Origin of the sequence: Bernardetia aquimarina, from assembly GCF_042180575.1 — a bacterium.
In the GTDB taxonomy this organism is placed as follows: domain Bacteria; phylum Bacteroidota; class Bacteroidia; order Cytophagales; family Bernardetiaceae; genus Bernardetia.
Map to the genome: position 1 here is coordinate 2,746,575 of NZ_CP170094.1, position 18,587 is coordinate 2,765,161.

Annotated in this window: 19 protein-coding genes; 7 read left to right on the forward strand and 12 right to left on the reverse strand. The window is 30.8% G+C overall.

Features of this window, described 5'->3' with window-relative positions; translation table 11 throughout:
• Window positions 1-150 precede the first annotated feature (150 nt).
• Both ACE193_RS11685 and ACE193_RS11690 read left to right on the forward strand, forming a co-directional pair.
• A complete protein-coding gene (locus ACE193_RS11685; protein ID WP_375559008.1) occupies window positions 151-1,272 on the forward strand; it encodes a transposase in 1,122 nt (373 codons plus the stop codon).
• Between the two features lie 164 nt (window positions 1,273-1,436).
• On the forward strand, window positions 1,437-1,862 hold the full coding sequence (locus ACE193_RS11690; protein ID WP_375563155.1) for a hypothetical protein: 426 nt from the start codon (window positions 1,437-1,439) through the stop codon (window positions 1,860-1,862).
• 4 nt (window positions 1,863-1,866) lie between these two features.
• Here ACE193_RS11690 and ACE193_RS11695 read toward each other — a convergent pair whose 3' ends face one another.
• A complete protein-coding gene (locus ACE193_RS11695; RefSeq protein ID WP_375563156.1) occupies window positions 1,867-2,799 on the reverse strand; it encodes a hypothetical protein in 933 nt (310 codons plus the stop codon).
• A gap of 67 nt (window positions 2,800-2,866) precedes the next feature.
• On the opposite strand from ACE193_RS11695, the gene ACE193_RS11700 reads away from it, so the two are divergent.
• Window positions 2,867-4,405, forward strand: a complete 1,539-nt coding sequence (locus ACE193_RS11700; RefSeq protein WP_375563157.1) for a glycosyltransferase family 39 protein — start codon at window positions 2,867-2,869, stop codon at window positions 4,403-4,405.
• A gap of 261 nt (window positions 4,406-4,666) precedes the next feature.
• Window positions 4,667-5,392 (forward strand): head GIN domain-containing protein, encoded by a 726-nt coding sequence (locus tag ACE193_RS11705; protein WP_375563158.1) that lies wholly within the window; start codon window positions 4,667-4,669, stop codon window positions 5,390-5,392.
• Between the two features lie 107 nt (window positions 5,393-5,499).
• Here ACE193_RS11705 and ACE193_RS11710 read toward each other — a convergent pair whose 3' ends face one another.
• The 3 genes from ACE193_RS11710 to ACE193_RS11720 are packed head-to-tail and all read right to left on the reverse strand — an operon-like array spanning window position 5,500 to window position 7,487.
• Window positions 5,500-5,973 carry a DUF1203 domain-containing protein gene (locus ACE193_RS11710; RefSeq protein WP_375563159.1) on the reverse strand — a complete coding sequence of 158 codons (474 nt, stop codon included), beginning with the start codon at window positions 5,971-5,973 and terminating at the stop codon, window positions 5,500-5,502.
• Window positions 5,970-6,587 (reverse strand): FMN-binding negative transcriptional regulator, encoded by a 618-nt coding sequence (locus ACE193_RS11715; RefSeq protein WP_375563161.1) that lies wholly within the window; start codon window positions 6,585-6,587, stop codon window positions 5,970-5,972. The genes ACE193_RS11710 and ACE193_RS11715 overlap by 4 nt, the downstream gene beginning before the upstream one ends.
• A gap of 60 nt (window positions 6,588-6,647) precedes the next feature.
• Complete coding sequence (locus ACE193_RS11720; protein WP_375563162.1) at window positions 6,648-7,487, reverse strand: bifunctional helix-turn-helix domain-containing protein/methylated-DNA--[protein]-cysteine S-methyltransferase; 840 nt, start codon at window positions 7,485-7,487, stop codon at window positions 6,648-6,650.
• Between the two features lie 236 nt (window positions 7,488-7,723).
• Here ACE193_RS11720 and ACE193_RS11725 point away from each other — a divergent pair, with 236 nt between their 5' ends.
• Window positions 7,724-8,587, forward strand: a complete 864-nt coding sequence (locus ACE193_RS11725) for a GNAT family N-acetyltransferase (protein ID WP_375563163.1) — start codon at window positions 7,724-7,726, stop codon at window positions 8,585-8,587.
• A gap of 29 nt (window positions 8,588-8,616) precedes the next feature.
• Here ACE193_RS11725 and ACE193_RS11730 read toward each other — a convergent pair whose 3' ends face one another.
• Window positions 8,617-9,966, reverse strand: coding sequence for a flavin monoamine oxidase family protein (locus tag ACE193_RS11730; protein ID WP_375563164.1), 1,350 nt, complete (start codon window positions 9,964-9,966; stop codon window positions 8,617-8,619).
• Window positions 9,967-10,060: 94 nt separating this feature from the next.
• Here ACE193_RS11730 and ACE193_RS11735 point away from each other — a divergent pair, with 94 nt between their 5' ends.
• Window positions 10,061-10,534, forward strand: a complete 474-nt coding sequence (locus ACE193_RS11735; RefSeq protein ID WP_375563165.1) for a hypothetical protein — start codon at window positions 10,061-10,063, stop codon at window positions 10,532-10,534.
• A 307-nt stretch (window positions 10,535-10,841) separates the two neighbouring features.
• Here ACE193_RS11735 and ACE193_RS11740 read toward each other — a convergent pair whose 3' ends face one another.
• From ACE193_RS11740 to ACE193_RS11755, 4 genes are all read right to left on the reverse strand, one after another.
• Window positions 10,842-11,654, reverse strand: coding sequence for an IS5 family transposase (locus ACE193_RS11740; RefSeq protein ID WP_375560620.1), 813 nt, complete (start codon window positions 11,652-11,654; stop codon window positions 10,842-10,844).
• Window positions 11,655-11,744: 90 nt separating this feature from the next.
• Entirely contained in the window at window positions 11,745-12,284 is a 540-nt protein-coding gene (locus ACE193_RS11745; protein WP_375563166.1) for an outer membrane beta-barrel protein, read from the reverse strand.
• Between the two features lie 104 nt (window positions 12,285-12,388).
• The gene (locus ACE193_RS11750) at window positions 12,389-12,838 is read right to left on the reverse strand and encodes a hypothetical protein (protein ID WP_375563167.1); all 450 of its coding nucleotides are present in this window, start codon (window positions 12,836-12,838) and stop codon (window positions 12,389-12,391) included.
• 70 nt (window positions 12,839-12,908) lie between these two features.
• A complete protein-coding gene (locus tag ACE193_RS11755) occupies window positions 12,909-13,940 on the reverse strand; it encodes a lysylphosphatidylglycerol synthase transmembrane domain-containing protein (protein WP_375563169.1) in 1,032 nt (343 codons plus the stop codon).
• A 327-nt stretch (window positions 13,941-14,267) separates the two neighbouring features.
• Here ACE193_RS11755 and ACE193_RS11760 point away from each other — a divergent pair, with 327 nt between their 5' ends.
• Window positions 14,268-15,620, forward strand: coding sequence for a type IV pilus biogenesis/stability protein PilW (locus ACE193_RS11760; RefSeq protein WP_375563171.1), 1,353 nt, complete (start codon window positions 14,268-14,270; stop codon window positions 15,618-15,620).
• Window positions 15,621-15,684: 64 nt separating this feature from the next.
• Here ACE193_RS11760 and ACE193_RS11765 read toward each other — a convergent pair whose 3' ends face one another.
• The 3 genes from ACE193_RS11765 to ACE193_RS11775 all read right to left on the reverse strand — a co-directional run bounded on the left by ACE193_RS11765 (window position 15,685) and on the right by ACE193_RS11775 (window position 18,477).
• The gene (locus tag ACE193_RS11765; protein ID WP_375563173.1) at window positions 15,685-16,131 is read right to left on the reverse strand and encodes a hypothetical protein; all 447 of its coding nucleotides are present in this window, start codon (window positions 16,129-16,131) and stop codon (window positions 15,685-15,687) included.
• Window positions 16,132-16,391: 260 nt separating this feature from the next.
• On the reverse strand, window positions 16,392-17,006 hold the full coding sequence (locus ACE193_RS11770; RefSeq protein WP_375563174.1) for a hypothetical protein: 615 nt from the start codon (window positions 17,004-17,006) through the stop codon (window positions 16,392-16,394).
• Between the two features lie 85 nt (window positions 17,007-17,091).
• Window positions 17,092-18,477 (reverse strand): anthranilate synthase component I family protein, encoded by a 1,386-nt coding sequence (locus tag ACE193_RS11775; protein ID WP_375563176.1) that lies wholly within the window; start codon window positions 18,475-18,477, stop codon window positions 17,092-17,094.
• Window positions 18,478-18,587 lie beyond the last annotated feature (110 nt).

Sequence of the window (18,587 nt, forward strand, 5' to 3'; positions counted from 1 at the left end):
ATTACTAATTTTATTTCTTAATTGATGCAAAAATGAATCAAATTGCATAAAAATATAGTTTAAAAAACTTCAAAATCTATAAACTATTATAGTACTGGACATGAGTTAAATTTTTGACAAAAAAAGGACAGAAAGAGTTAATTTAGAAGTGTGAAAACCAAAAAACTCTATTCCGTCCTGCTGAACAAATATACAAAGGAATTTTCAGATATTCCTATCCATTATGTTCACGCTACTTTGTTGCTTATTAGCTGTATTCTGATAAAAGAAACTGTTAATCTAAACAAATTAAAAAATCAAGTAGGTATTTTTTTAAATTCTCCTACTGTTCAAATTGATTCTCATTATAAACGGCTTACTCGTTATTTTTTGGATGTCTATGTTCAAAAAACACTATGGAAGCTGATTCTAGTTTTTAGTATAGGCTCTTTTTTGAATAGAAAAGACATAAAAAAAGAAATTTTCTATCTAGCTATGGATGGTAGTGTTTGGCAATTAGGGGAATATACCTATCATGTTTTGGTCTTAAGTGTTATTTATAGAAAAATGGCTATTCCTATTTTTTGGATCAATTTAGAACGAAAAGGTAGTTCTACTGTTGCTCATCGTAAAAGTTTATTAGCATCGGCTTTATTGTTATATCCTTTTTTAAAAAGATTTACAATTTTAGCTGATAGAGAGTATAAAGGTAGAGTTTGGTTTAGGTATTTAGAAGAACAAGGATATACTTACATTATTCGTCTTTGTAAGGGAGATTATCAATTAGAAGTTAAAAAATACCACAGCTTACTTAAAAAAGCTAAATCAGGCAAACTAGTAAGCCAAGAATTTGAAACTGACTTTGCAAAAAAACTAAAAATAGTGATTTCTTATAATGCTCAAGCAGCAAAAGAAAGTGAAAAGTTTGTCATTTTATTAACCAACAAATATCGTTTAACAAAGGAGAAAATTAGTGCTATCTATTATCTCAGATGGAAAATAGAGTGTTTATTTAGACATTTGAAAACAAATGGATTTCATTTAGAGGAGTTAGGAATGGTAAACCCAAGAAAAATTCGTGTTCTAATGGCATTAGTAATTGCATCTTTTTTACTCTGTATCTTAGAAGGAGTAAAAACAAAACAAAGAGTAAAAAAAGACAATGAATCCTTTTACGAGTCTGTTTTTAGAATCGGATATGGAAAAGTAGTATTTTATGCTACTTCTATAGACAAAATATTAAAAATAATAACCCAATTAGTGCAAAAATCTAAAACTCAAAATACAACCTAAATTAACACATGTCCAGTACTGTAATAAACTATAGTCTATATTTTTTGATAAAAACAGTCAAAGTGTATTTTTACTAAAGATTTTCAACCGTAAAAATACAAATGTATTATAGTATATTTGTAGATATTTTTTTTAGCACAACAAAATCATAAAAACAGATAAATATGACCTTTTTTAATAAGATTCTCCTCACTTTTACTCTCTCTGTTTTCATAGGAATATTCTTTTCTTGTACTGACCCAAATGCCATTACAGATGAAGAGTTTGATAGAAAAGCTTGGAAAATGGACAGAAATGGCTGTGAAAATACTCGTACAAGAATGTTAGATGATTTGGAAAAAATTAAACCCAAATTAGAAGGTTTGGATGAAATAGATTTAAGAAAAATATTAGGCAAACCAGATTTTGCAGAACTATACAGTCGTAATCAAAAATTTTATACCTATTATGTTGATGCGTCTGAAAAGTGTGAACACTCAAATTCTCAAAACTCAAAAAATGGCGACAGAAGACTTATTCAGGTTCGTTTTGATGCCATAAATGCTGTAAATGAAATAGTTGTTACTAGAGAAGAACGAAATAAAAAGTAAGCATTTACCAATAACATCCATCTTCGACTTGATTTGCTTTTTGAGGAACTTCTTCAAGAAGTGGTCTTGACCAATATTCATTATATAAATTCTGAAAAAAGTCTATCTCATCCCAACGTTTGCCTTTTATTCCAAATAAAATCTGAGTTGCTCCTCCCATGTGTACAGCTTTTTTACCTAATTGCTTGATAAAAGAAGCTAGAGGCAATCCATACGCACCTGCACCAATAATGGCAATATCAAAATCTCGTTTTTCTATTTCACTGCACATATAATCAAAGGCTTCAAACCAATCTTTAAATGGTGTTTTTTGGGTAGCTATGGATTGTACAGCTTGGAGAGTTTGAAGTTCAAAAGAAGGCAAAACATCTGGGTGGACGAATAAATGCTCTCTATTTTTAAACTGTTTTTCAATAGATTTTGTAAATGGATGAATTACTAATACTTTTTTATTTTCTAATGCTTTTGTCCAAGGCATACTACCCTTCTCTGCCGAATAATAAGATTCTATTGCTTCTAATTCAAACAAATCAGCAGTAGGGCAGTATTTTTTATAAATTGTATCTTCTCCTTCATTAAACCAAACACCTAGACCATCTATATTTTTGGTGTGGTTCAAAAACTCTTCTGAAAAACGAACTAAATTTTTTGGAGTGGGAGGAAAGACACCTGAAGCAACATTAATGTTATGAACAACAGAATCCCACCATTTTTTTCCTTTTTCTCTTTCATAATTGATGATACAAGACAGCTCTGTACTACCAAAACGAGCAATCATACAAGGTGTATCAGACTTTAATAACTCATAAATGATTTTATTTCCTTCTTCAACAGACTGTATTTTTTTTCCAAAATAGGTATCTTTGATTATACGCTCAGATGAATATTTTTCTATTCCAAGTATCCTTTTTACTTTTTTCTTTATCTTATGTATCATTTTATCAAAAATTATGATATAGTTTGCTAAGTTTGTACAAATACAGAACCGAAAATACGCTTTTTTTATGTCAATCAAAAACTGGTTTTTACTTTCTTTTTTTGCTCTTCTCAAATTACAAACTCCTTTTTTACTTAATAAGGCATATAGTTTTCATAGAGACGAACTTCTTTATCTTGCTTTAGGAAGGCATTTGGATTTTGGTTTTTTGGAAGTACCTCCCATGATTGCACTTTTTGCATCACTTATCCAAAATATAGTTGGAGAGTCTCTTTGGGCGATTCATTTGATTTCTGGTTTGGCTGGAATGGCTTTGGTAATTCTTTCTGGGATGATTGCTCATCAAATGGGTGGAAAAACATTTGCTATTCTTTTTGCTGGTTTTATTGTCATTTTTTCTCCTGCTTTTTTGCGTATTCATACACTTTTTCAGCCTGTCGGTTGGGATGTTTTGGGATGGACATGGCTTGTATATCTTTGGATTCGTCATATCAAAACTCAAAAAGGACGATATTTGGTAGGAATGGGAGTTATTGCAGGTATTTTCTTTTTAAATAAATATAGTATTGTTTTTTGTGTTTTAGCTATCTTGATAGCTACTTTATTTTCCAAAGAAAGACAATGGCTTTTGAATAAAAAATTATGGCTTGGTGTAGGTATTGGTCTTTTGATTATTCTTCCCAATCTGATTTGGCAAGCCTTTCATAATTTTCCTGTTTTTCATCACATGGAAGAACTAAATGTTACCCAACTCAAAAATGTAAATCCATTAGATTTTATTATTGACCAGTTTTTGATGCACCTTCCTATTACGTGGGTTTGGATTTTAGGTTTTACAGGGTTTTTAAAAAGCCAAACACTTCGTCCTTTCAGAATGGTAGCAGTCTTTTTTGTTGTTGTTATTTTGATGCTTTTCTTTCTGCACGGCAAAAGTTATTATACGCTCGGTGCTTTTCCTGTAATGTTAGCTGCTGGGGCAGTTGCTATCGAACGCCTTACACAAAATCGTACTTTCTTGCGTGTTCCTGCTGTTGTATTTCCGATAATGCTTATTTTGCCTTTACTTCCTTTTAGCATTCCTGTTCTGAGTCCTGAAAAACTTACTGATTATGCTGCTACCTTTACCGAACAAACAGGCATAGAATCATTTAACCGTTGGGAAGATGGAAAAATACATGCTATTCCACAAGATTTTGCTGATATGATTGGGTGGAAAGAAATAGCTACATTGACAGCAAAGGCATATTATGAAGTTCCTATTGATGAAAGAAAAAATACTATCATTTTGGCTGAAAATTATGGACAAGCAGGAGCGATTGATTTTTATAGAAAAGATTTTAATTTGCCTCAAGCCTATAGTTTTTCAAGTAGTTATTTACTTTGGTTACCCAAAAAATTCACGGCAAAAAAAGTAATTTTTATTAATGATAAAATTCATCCAGATATTAGCAAAACGGTAGGCAAACAAACACTTATTGGCGAAATTACAGATAAATATAGTCGTCAAAGTGGAAACAAAGTTTGGCTACTAGAAAACTTGAGTAAAGAATATTACGAGCTTTATGAGAATGCAATTAAAGAAGAAAAGGCTTTTTTGAATGAATAACGATGCTACACAAGGATAAATTTTCTGTATAAATAAACGAAAACCACAATTTTAATCGTGGGAACACATTGTGTAATATCAGTGAATAATAGAATATGTTTTTTAGAAAAAAAAATCAAATTTTAGTTTTGATGCAACCTATTCGAAAAGATATTGTCTTTGTAGTAAATCAACCTAGAAAAAACCAGCTATAAAAGCTACTCACTAATTTTTGAAATCAATTTAACTACAAATTATTTATTTATATTTTAATTCAATACTATGAAAACTCTCAATCACAAACTAACTACTTTTTCATTTGCTTTTTTATTCCTTTTTGTATTTACATTTTCTACTATTTTTGCTCAAGAAGTGCGTAGTGTAGAAAAATTTGAAGAAATTTCATCAGGAGGTAGTTTTGATATTAAAATTGTAAAATCTTCCAAAAATGAAGTAAAAATAGACGGTGCAGATGCAGAACTTTTAGAAAAACTACAAACCGAAGTAGAAGGAAATCGCCTCAAAATAGGCATAAAAAGTGGAAAAAATTGGAAATCTTATGGTTCTAATAAAGTAACTATTACAGTTTATCACACCGAAAAAATAGAAGATTTATCACTTGCAGGTTCGGGTTCAATCGAATGGGATGGCTCACTTCATAGTTCTCGTTTAGATGTAAGTGTGGCAGGCTCTGGAAAAGTTTGTGGACGTATCGCTGTTTCAGAACTAGAAGTGAGCATTGCAGGCTCTGGAAAAGTTTGTCTTCAAGGAGTAGCGACTGAGCAAGACATAAGAATTGCTGGTTCTGGGGATTATGATGCTGATGAACTCAAAACACAAAAAACAGCAATCAGAATTTCAGGTTCTGGAGATGCAGAGGTCTATGTAACTAAAGAATTAGAGGCAAAAATTTCAGGTTCTGGAGATGTTCGTTATACTACAGGTGGAAATGAATTAGAAAGACAAATTGTAAAAGTAAGTGGCTCTGGAAAAGTGCGTAAAGGATAAAATTGTTTTTTAGAAAATTATTGTACTTCACAATTTCATTGATGTTATGATTAGAAAAGCACAAACTATATAGCTTGTGCTTTTTTGATTTCGCTATTACATTACTTTTAGCCTACTCTATTTACTTGACAATTGTAACAACCAGGACTCGCATTATGAATTTGAATATAATTTGCAGACCTATTTTCGAAAATTGATTTTATTTCGTTTTTGAGTTCTTTTCCTTCAATAATTTTTGCATCTATCATTATTCCGTTTTTATTGTATATTCTTAAAGACAAAAGTCTATGTAAGAGCATTTTAGGAATTACATTATTATCTATATTTAGCTTTTTAGCATTTTTTCTTATAAAAATAGGACCACTAGATTGATAAGGAGAGTTTACTCTATGATGTTTGAAAGGTAATAATATTACTTCTTCTCCTACTTCTGCGTCTTTAAGACTTATTCTACAAGGATAACCTGGTTTTTTGTCGACAACCATTCTAACCATTCCTTTAGAAGATAGCTCTTGTTCGTTTAAAGCAAACAAATGATTATAATCATCTGTTATTGCACTTATTTTAAAATTTGTGTTCATAATTTATATTTTTTTAAGGTTTGAGACATTATTTTAGAGAGTGGTGTATTAAGAATCTCTAATTCTTCTATAATAGATGTTAAGTCTTTTTCATTTTTATTCTGACTTAGCTTAAATGCAGCTTCTACTCTGTTTACAGGTATTTCGAAGCCAGTAACACCTTTTAACATTCCTTGGATAGTGTTAGGTAGTGATTCTAATGAGACTGGACATTTACTAATTTTCTCATGTCTTTTTGTGAGTCTATTTACTGAATTATGTACTTCTTCTTCATTTAAAATTCGAACTTTACCATATATATGAACAGCCATATAATTCCAAGTTGGAGCATTGGGTTTTTCATACCAAAAAGATGAGATATAATGTTGAATAGAAGATTGAAAAATTACTAGAACATTTGGTTGAGTTTCAAGTATTTTACTCTGTGGATTTGCTTTGGCAATATGACCTCTTAATATTTGCTTTCCATTTTCATCATATTCTAATTCAATAGGTGTATGAGTGGCGACTGGAAAATCACTACTCATAGTAACTAATGCTGCCAAACCAACACAGTCTATAAATTCTTTTATGATCTTTTGATCTTCTATTTTATACTTTTCAGGTATCCACATACTATTTTTGTTAGCGTTTTTGAATTATTTATACAAATATTTAAAAATAAAGCAAAGTCTTCAATCTGATTCTTGCTGTTTTGTAAGTTTTACAGATTCGTAGCCATTTATTGCTATTTTCCTTTCCATACTCCACCTGTAATTTCCTATATTACCATCACTTTTTATTACTCTGTGACAAGGTATCAGATATGCTATTGGATTTTTTCCGATAGCAGTACCAACAGCTCTTAGAGCTTTTGGATTATTAATCATCTCTGCTATATTGTGATAAGCAAGTAGTTTGGAGGAGGGAATATGAAGCAACGCTTTCCAAACTTGAATTTGAAAAGGTGTACCTATTAAATCAAGTTGAATAGGCTTTGAAGGAATTTTCCAATTTGTAAAATATTCTTTTACTAAAATTCCATTTTTTGATAATCCATTAATAAAAAATGCTTGATTATATTCTGACCTTATTTTCTCACTATCCAAATTGTCAAAAGATATACTACAAATACCTTTGATCGTTTCTACAACTATAGCACTTCCAAAAGGAGTTTCAATTTCTCCGACATATATTTTTAGACCTTTTCCTCTTTTTTGAAACTCTCCAGGAGTACAAGCCTCAATTTTGATAAATAAATCGTGTAACCTACTATTTCCTGACAAACCTAATTGATATGAAGTAGCTAATGCAGATTGTCCTTCTCGCAGAGATTCTTTTGCTTTTTCTAGTGTGATTACTTGGAGATAGTCCTTAGGGCTAATTCCTACCCATTTTCTAAACAAGCGTTGGAAATGAAATTTGCTCAAATTGACATGAGAAGCAATCTGTTCTAATGTAGGTTGAGTAAAATGAGTCGTTTTTATAAAAAATATTGCCTTTGCAATAAGTTCGAAGTGATAATTATTTTCCATTCTACAAAAATCAACTTATTATGTTTCTTATTCAATCTGATTATTGCTGTTTTTGAATCTAGTTCCAATTTCAAAGAGAGTTAGTTCTAACTAAAACAAAAATCCATACTTTATTCAATATTTATTTAAATTTGTTTTTTATTATACCTTTTTGGAAATGTATTTGAAAGACAAATTAGCAAATACACAAAAAGCTATATTCTGTATGCCACAGAACATGGATAAAATTAATTTTTATGGAAATCAGAAATTTGAGTGAAATTAATTTTGATACTTTGATAGATTGTTTTTTGCTTTCCTTTGAAAATTATTTTGTCAAAATGCCTACTGATGCAGACTATTATAAACAACGATGGCAAACAGCTAAAGTAGATTATCGTCTTTCTTATGGAATGTTTGACGATGAAAAATTAGTAGGTTTTATTATTCATGCCATTGATGAAAGAAACTCAAAAAAAACTGCTTACAATACAGGAACAGGAGTAATTCCTTCTCATAGAGGACAAAAAATTATTCCTTCTATTTATGAATATGCTATTGCTGATTTGAGAAAAAATGGAATTGAGAAATCAGTTTTGGAAGTAATTACAGAGAATAAAAAGGCTATAAAAACCTATCAACATGTCGGTTTTGAGCTAACCAAACAGTACAAATGCTTTACAGGAGAATTAAAACTTGAAAATCAATTTAGAGATATAACTAATTTTGAACTCAAAAAAGTAAATTATTCAGATATAAACTGGTCAGAACTTCCAAATCAAAATGCTTATTCTTGGGACAATCATTTCAAGATTATAAAAAATGGAAACTATGAATATTATCAAGTTTGGACTAACGAGAGATTAGAATCTTTCTTTGTTATCAATCCTAAAAATGGATATATCGCACAATTTGAAATTTTGAAGTACAATCAAATGAGCAAAAATCAAGTTTTTCAACGATTATTTTATAACATAAATACAATTATCCCATTCATCAAAATCAATAATATTGACACAAAATTACAAGACAAAATAGATTTTCTTGGTTCAATAGGCATTGAAAATGTAATTGACCAATATGAAATGGAAATGAACTTGGATAAAGTAAAAAATTCGTAATTAGCTTTGCTGCTTTTGCAGGTCGTAATTTAAACACTTTTAATAGTTTCCATAATTTCCTCAACTGCTCTTTCAGCCGTTTCAAGTGCGCCATGAACGGTTGCAAAATGTCCGTTGTAATGGGTGGCTTCTCCTGCAAAGAAAATTTTGTCTTCAATCGGACGAGCCAACTGCTTTCTAAGTTTGTGTGAGCCTACCGACGGATACGAATATGCACCTTCGATATATTCTACCTTTGCCCAATCCAAATATTCAAAATCCAAGATAGTAGCCGACGCATTTCCGTCAAAATGTTTGTCTAATTCGTCAATCAAAAGTTCTAAAATTTGTCCTTTTGAGAATCCATTTTCTGTATAATATTTGGCTTTATTTCCCATAATAAATGCCGTCAAACCAAACGTAGAAGGATTTTTGATGTAGGGAACAGTTTCCCAGTATTCATTGGCTGCTTCCATTCCTACTAAATATTCCGTTTCTGTTCCGTCATTGTATTTTTTCTGCCAAAAATTCTCTGAAAAATTGAGGAAGAATTTAATAGCAAAATTATCCATTCCTATTTTATCAATCGCTTCTTGTTTTTTGGGAGATAATTCAGGCAAGAAAATGATTTTATTTTGCTTTAATTGTGTCAATGGAACAGTTACCAAAACAGCATCAGCTCTATAATTTTGAAAATCTTTTGTGATAATTTCTACTCCTTCTGCAAACGAACGAATCATAATTACAGGTTTTTCTAACTGCAAAAATGGTTTTGTTTGCTCTTTCCATTCTTCTAAAAGGCTCTCAAACGGCACACACATTCTATAATTTTGCTCTCCAGCTTCCCATCGATAGGCTTCTACAGCTAAGGCTTTCATTCCTAATTTGTCCATATTTGTTCCCATTGCACCAGCAAAGGCTTCGTACCAACGATAGGCATCAGGTTGGCGAGTAGGCGTAATGTCGTGCTGTTCTAAAAATTTATTCAAAGGAATATCTTCGCCTTCGTAAAGATGATGCCCTTCATAAAACTCCTCATAATCGGCAAAATACTGTTTAGCATCTTGCAATTTTTTGATTTTTCGATGTGAAAATAATTCCTCTCTCCACAAATACGAAGAATCACCTTCTTTGTGTAATCGGTCTGCTTTTTTTGCCATTTTATGAAATAGTGTACCTTTTCCGTGTACAAACTCTGCCCCCATTTCTAATTTGTAAGGAAAACGTTCTGTTTTTGTCCAAACCCTTCCTCCTGTTCGGTTGGAGGCTTCTAATAAAATTACTTCATGTCCTTGTTCTATCAATAAAGAGGCTGCATAAAGTCCTGCTGCACCTGCACCAACGACAATAATTTGTTTTTTAGTATTTATGTTTGAAATTTTTGAAGATGGAGTTTCCATAAAACGGGCTATTTTTTTTGGATTGAAAGAATGGACTTAGTGTAAAAATAGCTTTATTTGTGAGTAGAAACAAAAAACTAGACTTTAATTATTTATGAAAAATAGACATCCAAATCGTACAGTTTTAATTGGTTTTCTGATAAATAGCATAATTGCTATTTTCATTCTAATTACTGTATATGCTAAAACTACTTTCACAACTGCTTTGGACATACAATTTCACGATACTTATTTTGTAGCTACAGTTTCTGATGTACTCGCTTCTATCTTACAGTTTTTCTTCCTTTACTTTTTGCTCTACTTAGTCTTGCACTTCTCTAAAAAAAACATAAATAATAAAACAGCAAAAACCCATTATTACATAACTACTTTTATAGCTGTATGCTTATCTTCATTCTTAATTGTATTGGTTAATATTGATTTTCCAAAAAGATACTTTTCTCATGAGGAATATAAGCCTTTATTTCCTGATTTTTATGGCTTATTTACTCCTCTTTTTATCTTCTACATTTTTATTCAAATTTCATTCTTCTTCTATTTGATTTTTACAATCAAAAAAATAACATAAATCAAAGACAAGTCTTTGACCTAAAAATGAAATAGAAATTACTTTTTGATTAGAAATTATAACTAAATCCTAAAAGTCCATAATTGATAAGTGTAAAATTATAAACCTCGTCAATATCCGAACCACCCTCTAAAATACGATACCCAAAACGAAGATTTGTATCCTCAGCAATTTTATAAAAAGCAGCTAATTCAAAATCAAATGCTCGTCCTTGTAGAGAAGCCAGTCCATCGCCTTCTAATAAGAAACCAATTTTATCTGTTGCATTGACAGAAGCATAAATATTGAAGGCATTTACAAATAAATCTTAATTATTTTTAATAAGTATTAAAGCAAATGCAATATAGTGAAAACTCTTCCAGTTTTGTACAGTTTTTTCGTAGCGTACTAAAAGTGTTTTAAATCCGTCTAACCAAGCATTAGTACGTTCTACAACAAAGCGATCTTGATACAACTTATCGTCCATAATGTACTCACTAACAGACAGTTTGCTACCTCTAGGATTATGTTTAACATTGGGAATAACTTCATAGTCTTCACATATTTGACGGAAACCTTTACAATCAAATCCTGCATCAGCATTTAAGAAAAGTGCATTCGTCTCAATTTTAGAACGCTCTAAATCAGCAAACATCTCTCTCATATTTTTTTCAATTTTATAGCTGTCATGGTGGTTTCCTTCCATAATTTGACTCATAGCCACAGGGATTCCTTTGCTATCTGTAAAAAAAAGTGCATTACTTGTTTTAGCTTTTTTACGTTTTTGATATCCTACTTTTTCACCTCCGTTATGGACACGAGTATGGCTACCATCTACTTGCATACTAGAAAGGGCTAGTTTGGATTTATTTTTAGTTAATAGAGCTGTCCAAAGTTTTTTCCAAGCTCCTATTTTTGACCATTTATTGAAGTGGTTAAATACTGCACTAGGAGAAATATCAATGTTAAAAAACTGTTGTACAGGAAGTTCTGACCACTGAGTGCCTGTTTTTAATTTATGGATAATAGCTTTTACGTAACGCCAAAGTTCTGCTTTCAGTTTCCGACCTCGCTTAGGTACAGGAAGATAAACTACTAAGTTTGTTTCGATAAATTCTTTGGTTAGATTGGTGATTGTCATAGTCGTAGTTGTTGATAGTAAATGAAAAATAGATAATTTTATTTATAACAACACTACGGCTTTTTAATAACTATTTAGATTTGTTCACACTTATTTGTAAATGCCTTCATTAATAAGAGGCACAATTCCCAAATCAGTTTTCTTTGAAGAAAGTCCATTTTGCTCTACTTCAATAAAGGCATCACGAATTTTTCCTGTCAGACCTGCACCCAAACGCACTTTATCTGTTACCACAAAATCATAACGATAGGTAAGGCGATAAGAATTGAATTGATAACTGACTTTTGTATCTACCAAAGGCAAAAAGTTTTCTTCATAAAAACGAGTGTTTTTATCAAAACTTCCATTGTAAGAAACTTGCAAGGGCGCAAAAAGTCCAAAAACATTATGACGGTCGTTGAAACGATAACCTGCACGCAGACGATAAGCAAAAGAAGCCTTATTATCAAATTCTCCATTTAAGTCGTCAGTTATATTAAAACGAGTTCCTTCTGTTCCAGAAACTTGAATTTTATTGTAGCCTGTTTTTATAATATCCAATTCAACATCTGCCATAAATTGAGCAGAAACCGAAAAAGAAATACAAAATAGAAAACAGAGAAAAAAAGTTGTACAAAAAAGAGATTTCATAATACAAGTAGTTGAAAAAATGAGTTCAAAACATATAAAAAAATAGGCTTCTTATTGAATAAGAATTCTAGTTGATTAACTTTTATGAAATATTTTTGTTTGTTTTAATCCAAATCTGAATCCTCAATTTCGAATAAATACACTCCTGCATCTTGACTTTTGTCGATAAAATAATCCCAAAAACTTCTATTTAAAAAATCTTTTTGTACAAAAGACGTATCAAACTTTCGTACTCCTGTTGTATCTGGATAAATACTTCTTATCGTAGCAATATCTAACTCATCAAAAATATCAATCTGACTTGTATAGCTATCTGGCGCAGTAGCTTGATTTTCGCCTGTATTTGTATAAATATTTCGTGGCAATTTGTTAGGAAGTAAACGAAAACGACGAAGCGTATCAGGAAACTGACTTTTGAAGGAGCTATTTTTTTCTATGTATTTAATCAGTAATGTATCATTACTATTATTTTGTAATTTGAATTGATGCGTGTAGAATTTCTCACACGAAGAGAAAGTCAATATCAAAAAAAGTAGAAAGAGTATTTTTTTCATTTGATTTATTTAAAAAATTATTTTTTACAGTAGAAAAATTCGTAATTCGTAATTCGTAATTTTAAAGAAATTAACTGATAACTGATGACTGTTCATTGGTCACTGACTTACGCCCCCATAAATATAATCCGATAGCAACACTAACTCCGCCTACCAAAATAACCATTACTGTTTGTGCTGTATGTCCTAAAAAGGCAAAATCTAAAGCTGTTGTTTCATTGATTCCATAGGCAACAAGAGTTTGCTGAACAAAAAAGTGAAAAGAACCAATTCCCCCTGGAATAGGAATAACCATTCCCACACCAGCCATAACCATAGCTGTAAAACCTGCCATTACAGTAAGACTTGAAGTTTCATCAATGGAAAAGAAAAGCACATAAATCATCAAATGGTAACATGTCCAAATTACAAGAGTGTGCAAAATATAAAAAAACTGTTGCTTTCTATTGAGTTTTGTAATAGATGAAATACCCTTCCAAAGTCCTCCCAAAAACACTTGAATTTTTATTACAAACGCATTTTCACGAATTTGCTTTCTGTATAGGTAAACTAAAGCTAAAGTCAGAATACCTAAAAGAACAAAAATCCAAAGTAGCCAAATATTATCATAAAATTTTTGTTGATAGATTCCAAAATCGGCATATTTATCTAAAAACCCTTTTATGACATCCCATTCTACCAAAAAAGTAAAAGTTGTAATAGAAACTAAAATAACAAAATCTAAAGCACGCTCTCCAATGACAGAACCAAAAGAAGTCTCAACAGGCACATTATCAGTTCTTTTCAAAAAAGCACAACGAGCTACTTCTCCAGCACGAGGAAAAGCAATATTCATAAGATAGCCCACCATAACCGAAACAAATGCTTTTCTTTTTTGTACTTTATAACCCAAAGGACGCAAAGCAATCGTCCAACGAACACCTCTACTCCAATGCGATAAACAACCAAGAGCCATTGATAAAAGTATAATTCTATAATCAGCCTTTGATAAATCTTCAAGCATTTTGGTTGTATCAACATTGCGATACAAAAAGTAAAAAAATATAATTCCTACAAGGAGCGAAATGCTAAATTGCAGCGTTTTTTTGAGAGTTGAATTCATATAAAAATAAAATTGTATGCTCAATAACAAAATAGTCTTAGAAATTTTATTGTTATTAGTACACCTTGAAGGTGGCGAATAATTTGAGTGAACTATACTTGACTCTTTAAAAGTCTCTGACAGTCTTAAATTCTAAAAACAAAATCATTTAAATATATTGAGCAAAAATAAGCTAGTTTTAGTGAGTATTTTATTTAACAACATCAAGAATAAGTTGTATTTTTGAATTGTTTCTATTTAGTGAATGATAAATGTGTAATGAATAAGTTTTTTTTCAAGTACTGTTATTCTGTTTTTGTTTTTTGTGGCTTTTTTATCTATCCATTTTTGGCTTCAGCTTCTCTTTGGGACGATGAAACAAGTCAGTTGAATGCTGTTCCTTACCAAACAGTTATGCAGGTTTTGGTGGGCAATCATTTAAAACATTCACAAAATTACCATTTTTGGCGAATATCTATGTATGAAGAGGCTTGGAATAAAAATCCAGATTCTTTGCTACTCTACGATGCAATGGCTGTTTCTTATCATTTGACAGGCAGAACAAACGATGCCATTCGCTTAATGATTGCAAAGGAACAAAAAAAAGCAGGAGAATATAGCACATACTCAAATTTAGCTACTTTTTATATTGCAGACAGAGAACTCTACAAGGCTCGTTTTTATGCTCAAAAATTGCTCAAAAAATTTAGTCCTCTTTCATTGAGAGATAAATATCAAGTCTATTGGATAGATTATTTGATTGAATGTGCAGCACGAAAAGGAGCTACCAAAAAACTACGACGCAAAATTACGTTGCCAGTACAGGGCGATTTTACAGTGGATGATTTGGCAGACAGCCGACAAATGTATGAAATTCCTAACTTTTATTCTTTCTTAGCTAGAAAATTTAGGTCTAAAAAAGACAGAAATAAAAAAAACATTCTGCTCACAGAAAAACAAACGGATGAAGCTATTTTTGCAATGTTGCAACTTCTTCGTTTTTCACATTCTGAAAATATAATTCTGATAGAAGCTATTGGAGATTTACTATTAGGAAAAACAGTCTTACCAGCTTTAGAAGAAGGACAAGTAACTTATAAAAAAGAGCAATTAGAAAATCAAAAAGCAGCAGCACAAGTGGCAGCCTTTGCTTATTTAAGGTCAGCTCAACTTATTTCTAAATATTCTCCCAAAGCTGAAAAATCTTATACTTTCTTGGCTAGTTCGGCTTTGTTGCATCATCAAAATTACCTCAAAAAAGAAGAACGATACAACACCGAAGATATTTTGGTTTTTTTGGCGCAAAAAATAAAAGAAAGAGATAACTATTTAAACCCAATTTTCAAGCAAGAAAAAAAATGGATTGAAGAAGGTTTGCGATTAGATAAGGAATTTGAAAGCAATTATTTACCTGAATTAGAAAATTATAGTGATTCTACTTTTTTTATCAAAACAGATACAGTAGCTTCCCAGCTTCTCTACATTCTCAATGACAAAATCCCTGATTATTTAGTTGTCGATTCATTACAAAAAACTGCTTATTTGGCTGCTTTTATAGCAGAGGAAAAAGCACAAAAAAATAAAGATGAAAAAATAATTGTCAGTAGAATTGATACACAAACTTCTATTAAAGTAGCTTTGACAGCTCTTATTTCGCTTTCTTTGGCTATTATTTTGTTTGTACGATTTAGGAAGGAATGAACTCAAACCATAAGGTTTTGAAAACCTTATAGGTTTATTTTTTTACAAAGTAATATTTGAAAAACTACACTGTTGTATCCCAGTAAGCCATCATAAACTCCGTCTTACTTTCAAGAATAAATATTCGTTCATTCCACTCATATTTTACCTGATAATATCTAATTGGATTATCTATTGCTTTTACGCTTTTGTTTAAATTTGAGGTCATTGACTTAAATTCCTTAAGAAATTTGAACTTATCAATTTCTAAGATATTTGTTTCATACCATTCTAAATAATCTACTTCTCCGTCATACCTTTCCTCAAACTCAATTATTTTCTCAAATCCTTTTACCCAAAATTTAATAAGTTGTTTGCAATCAGATTTTGATACTGAAATTAAGCAAAATGTTTCTTCAGAAGATAGACTTTCAAAATTTTGAAAATCATAGTATTCAAAATTCTCTATTTTAATTTTTTCCTTTAAAATTACAGAAACTTCTTTACGAATTTCTTCTTTTGTTAATATCATTGATTCTATATAATTTTAATTATAAAAATAATCTTGTATTTTGTTCAACAAAATAAACCTTTCAAGTGAGAATGATTTAATTTGGTCAGACTTACAGTACAGATCAAAATAGAAGTTGCAACCAAATTCATAAAGAACCATATCATTTTGGAATTTATGAAAATATATTGATTTTATGATTCCCTACTCTCCCTCGCAAGATATAAAATGGCTTTCACTCGGCAAAGCCAAGCAACAACCATTTAATAAGCTAGAATATTCTACAAAGAAAAATAATAACTCAACGGAATTGAAGTAATGGCAGAACCATTTGTATCATTTTGAAATGACATCGCAATTCCTAACTGACTACGCTTAGAAATTTTGAATTGCATACTGAATTGTGAAATATAGCCTACATCAAAACTTTTAAAATCATTTGTGTCATCATTGATAACTGTCAAAGAAACTTCTCTATCACTAATCATAGTGTAACCAAAAATATTGGGACTATTTGTAACTTCATAACGTACCAAAATACCAGCATGAAAATGGAAAGAGAAACCTTCAGATTTGATAAGAGCAAAAGCAGGAACTATCTCAAGCTGCGAACCAGAGGTTACTACTCTAAGGTTTGAATTTTGATAACTAGGTAAAGTTTGATTTAGATAACCCATTTCATATTCTCTACTATGCGTCATGAAACGAGCATTAAAACCCAAAGAAAGACGATTTGAAACTTTAGGAAGCGTTTTACCTACTCCAAAACTAACTGCATAACCAAACATATCTCCACTTCCATGAGTGGAATATCCTATACTTGTGTTGATATTAGTTTGAGCAAAAGAAGAAAAACAAAGAGCAAAAAAGATAGAAAAGAAAATTAGTTTTTTCATTTTTTAGAATATAATAATTTGAATAAATTCATTTTAAAAAAGCTCGCAAATATAGATAAAATAAAACTCGTTTTACAAATTATTTTCACTCAAAAAGACTTCGAATTGCCTTTGCTTTCAACAAACATTCTTCCCATTCACTTTTTGGGTCAGAATCATACGTAATTGCTCCTCCTACTTGAAAAGAAGCATATTTTGAAAACTCATCATAAAAAAGTGTTCGGATAACTACATTAAAATCAAAATCGCCATCGGGAGAAATATAACCTATTGAACCTGAATACAAACCTCGTTTTGTCTTTTCGTATTTTTCTATCAACTCTGTTGCTTTTATTTTTGGTGCGCCTGTCATGCTTCCCATTGGAAAAGCATTTTTTATAGCTTCTGACCAGTTTTTGTCTTTATGTAAAGTGGCTTCTACCGTAGAAATCATTTGATGAACCTGCTGAAAAGTATAAATTCCGAACATTTCGCTTACGTGTGTCGAACCTATTTCTGAACTTCTTGCCAAATCATTTCTGACCAAATCTACAATCATCATATTTTCGGCTTGTTCTTTTTCACTTGTTTTGAGGTAATTTTTATTTTCTTCGTCCTCAGCTTCTGTCTTACCTCTTTTTACTGTTCCTTTTATAGGTTGAGAAATGAGTTTAGTTCCTGTTTTATTTAAAAATCGTTCTGGAGAGGCACAAAGGGCATATTTTTCATTTCCTTCTATCGTAATCTTTAGAAAAGAAGAAAAAGGCATTTTTGATATTTTACATAATTCTTGATACGCCTCTAAAGGATTTAATTCTAGTTTTTCAATAAAAAACTCTACACATAAATTCAATTCATATACATCACCTTCTACAATGTGATTTTTTATTATTTCAACGGTTTGTAAATATTCTTCTTCTGTAAAACGACAGTTTATTTTAGGTTTTGAGCTTTTTATTGTTGGTGAGGACACCGACAACGGCTGGGAAGCTTCCGAAAATAGCAAAGGTTTTAACTTTGAATTATAAATTGATTTTGATTCTAATTTTATTTCTTCTATTTCTACAATTAAATTTGATAAAATTTTATCATCAAATTGGTTTTCTTGTTTTGTTTTATCAATTAGTAAATTTCCATTTCTATCAAAAAATAAAAGGTATTTAGGTTCGAAAAAATAAAATTCTGGAAAGCCTAAATTATCAAGATTATTACTTGAAAGATTTTCCAATTCGTTTTTTAAATCATAATTAAAATAGCCAAAAATATACGATAGTTTACTTTGAGTTTGATTACTCCAAAAATTATAGAGCTTATCAAAACTTGTTTTTCCTTCTATTTTATCAGCATTATTGCTACTAAGTTGCTTTTTTTCTCCTACTGCCAAAACGTGCAAAAAAGGCTCATGAGGATAAGGTATCTCATTTGGATTGAGATAAATAAAAGTCTTGAAAGTTTTCGCCCATTGTAGGGATTTTTTTAGGAAAGTTGGCATTTTAATCAAACTTTTTATACCTGTTTTTCGTTATTGTTATTGACTGCTCGTTTCGGACGTTCTGAGAGCCGCTTATTTAATGATTTATTATTAAATAATAGCACTCCTCG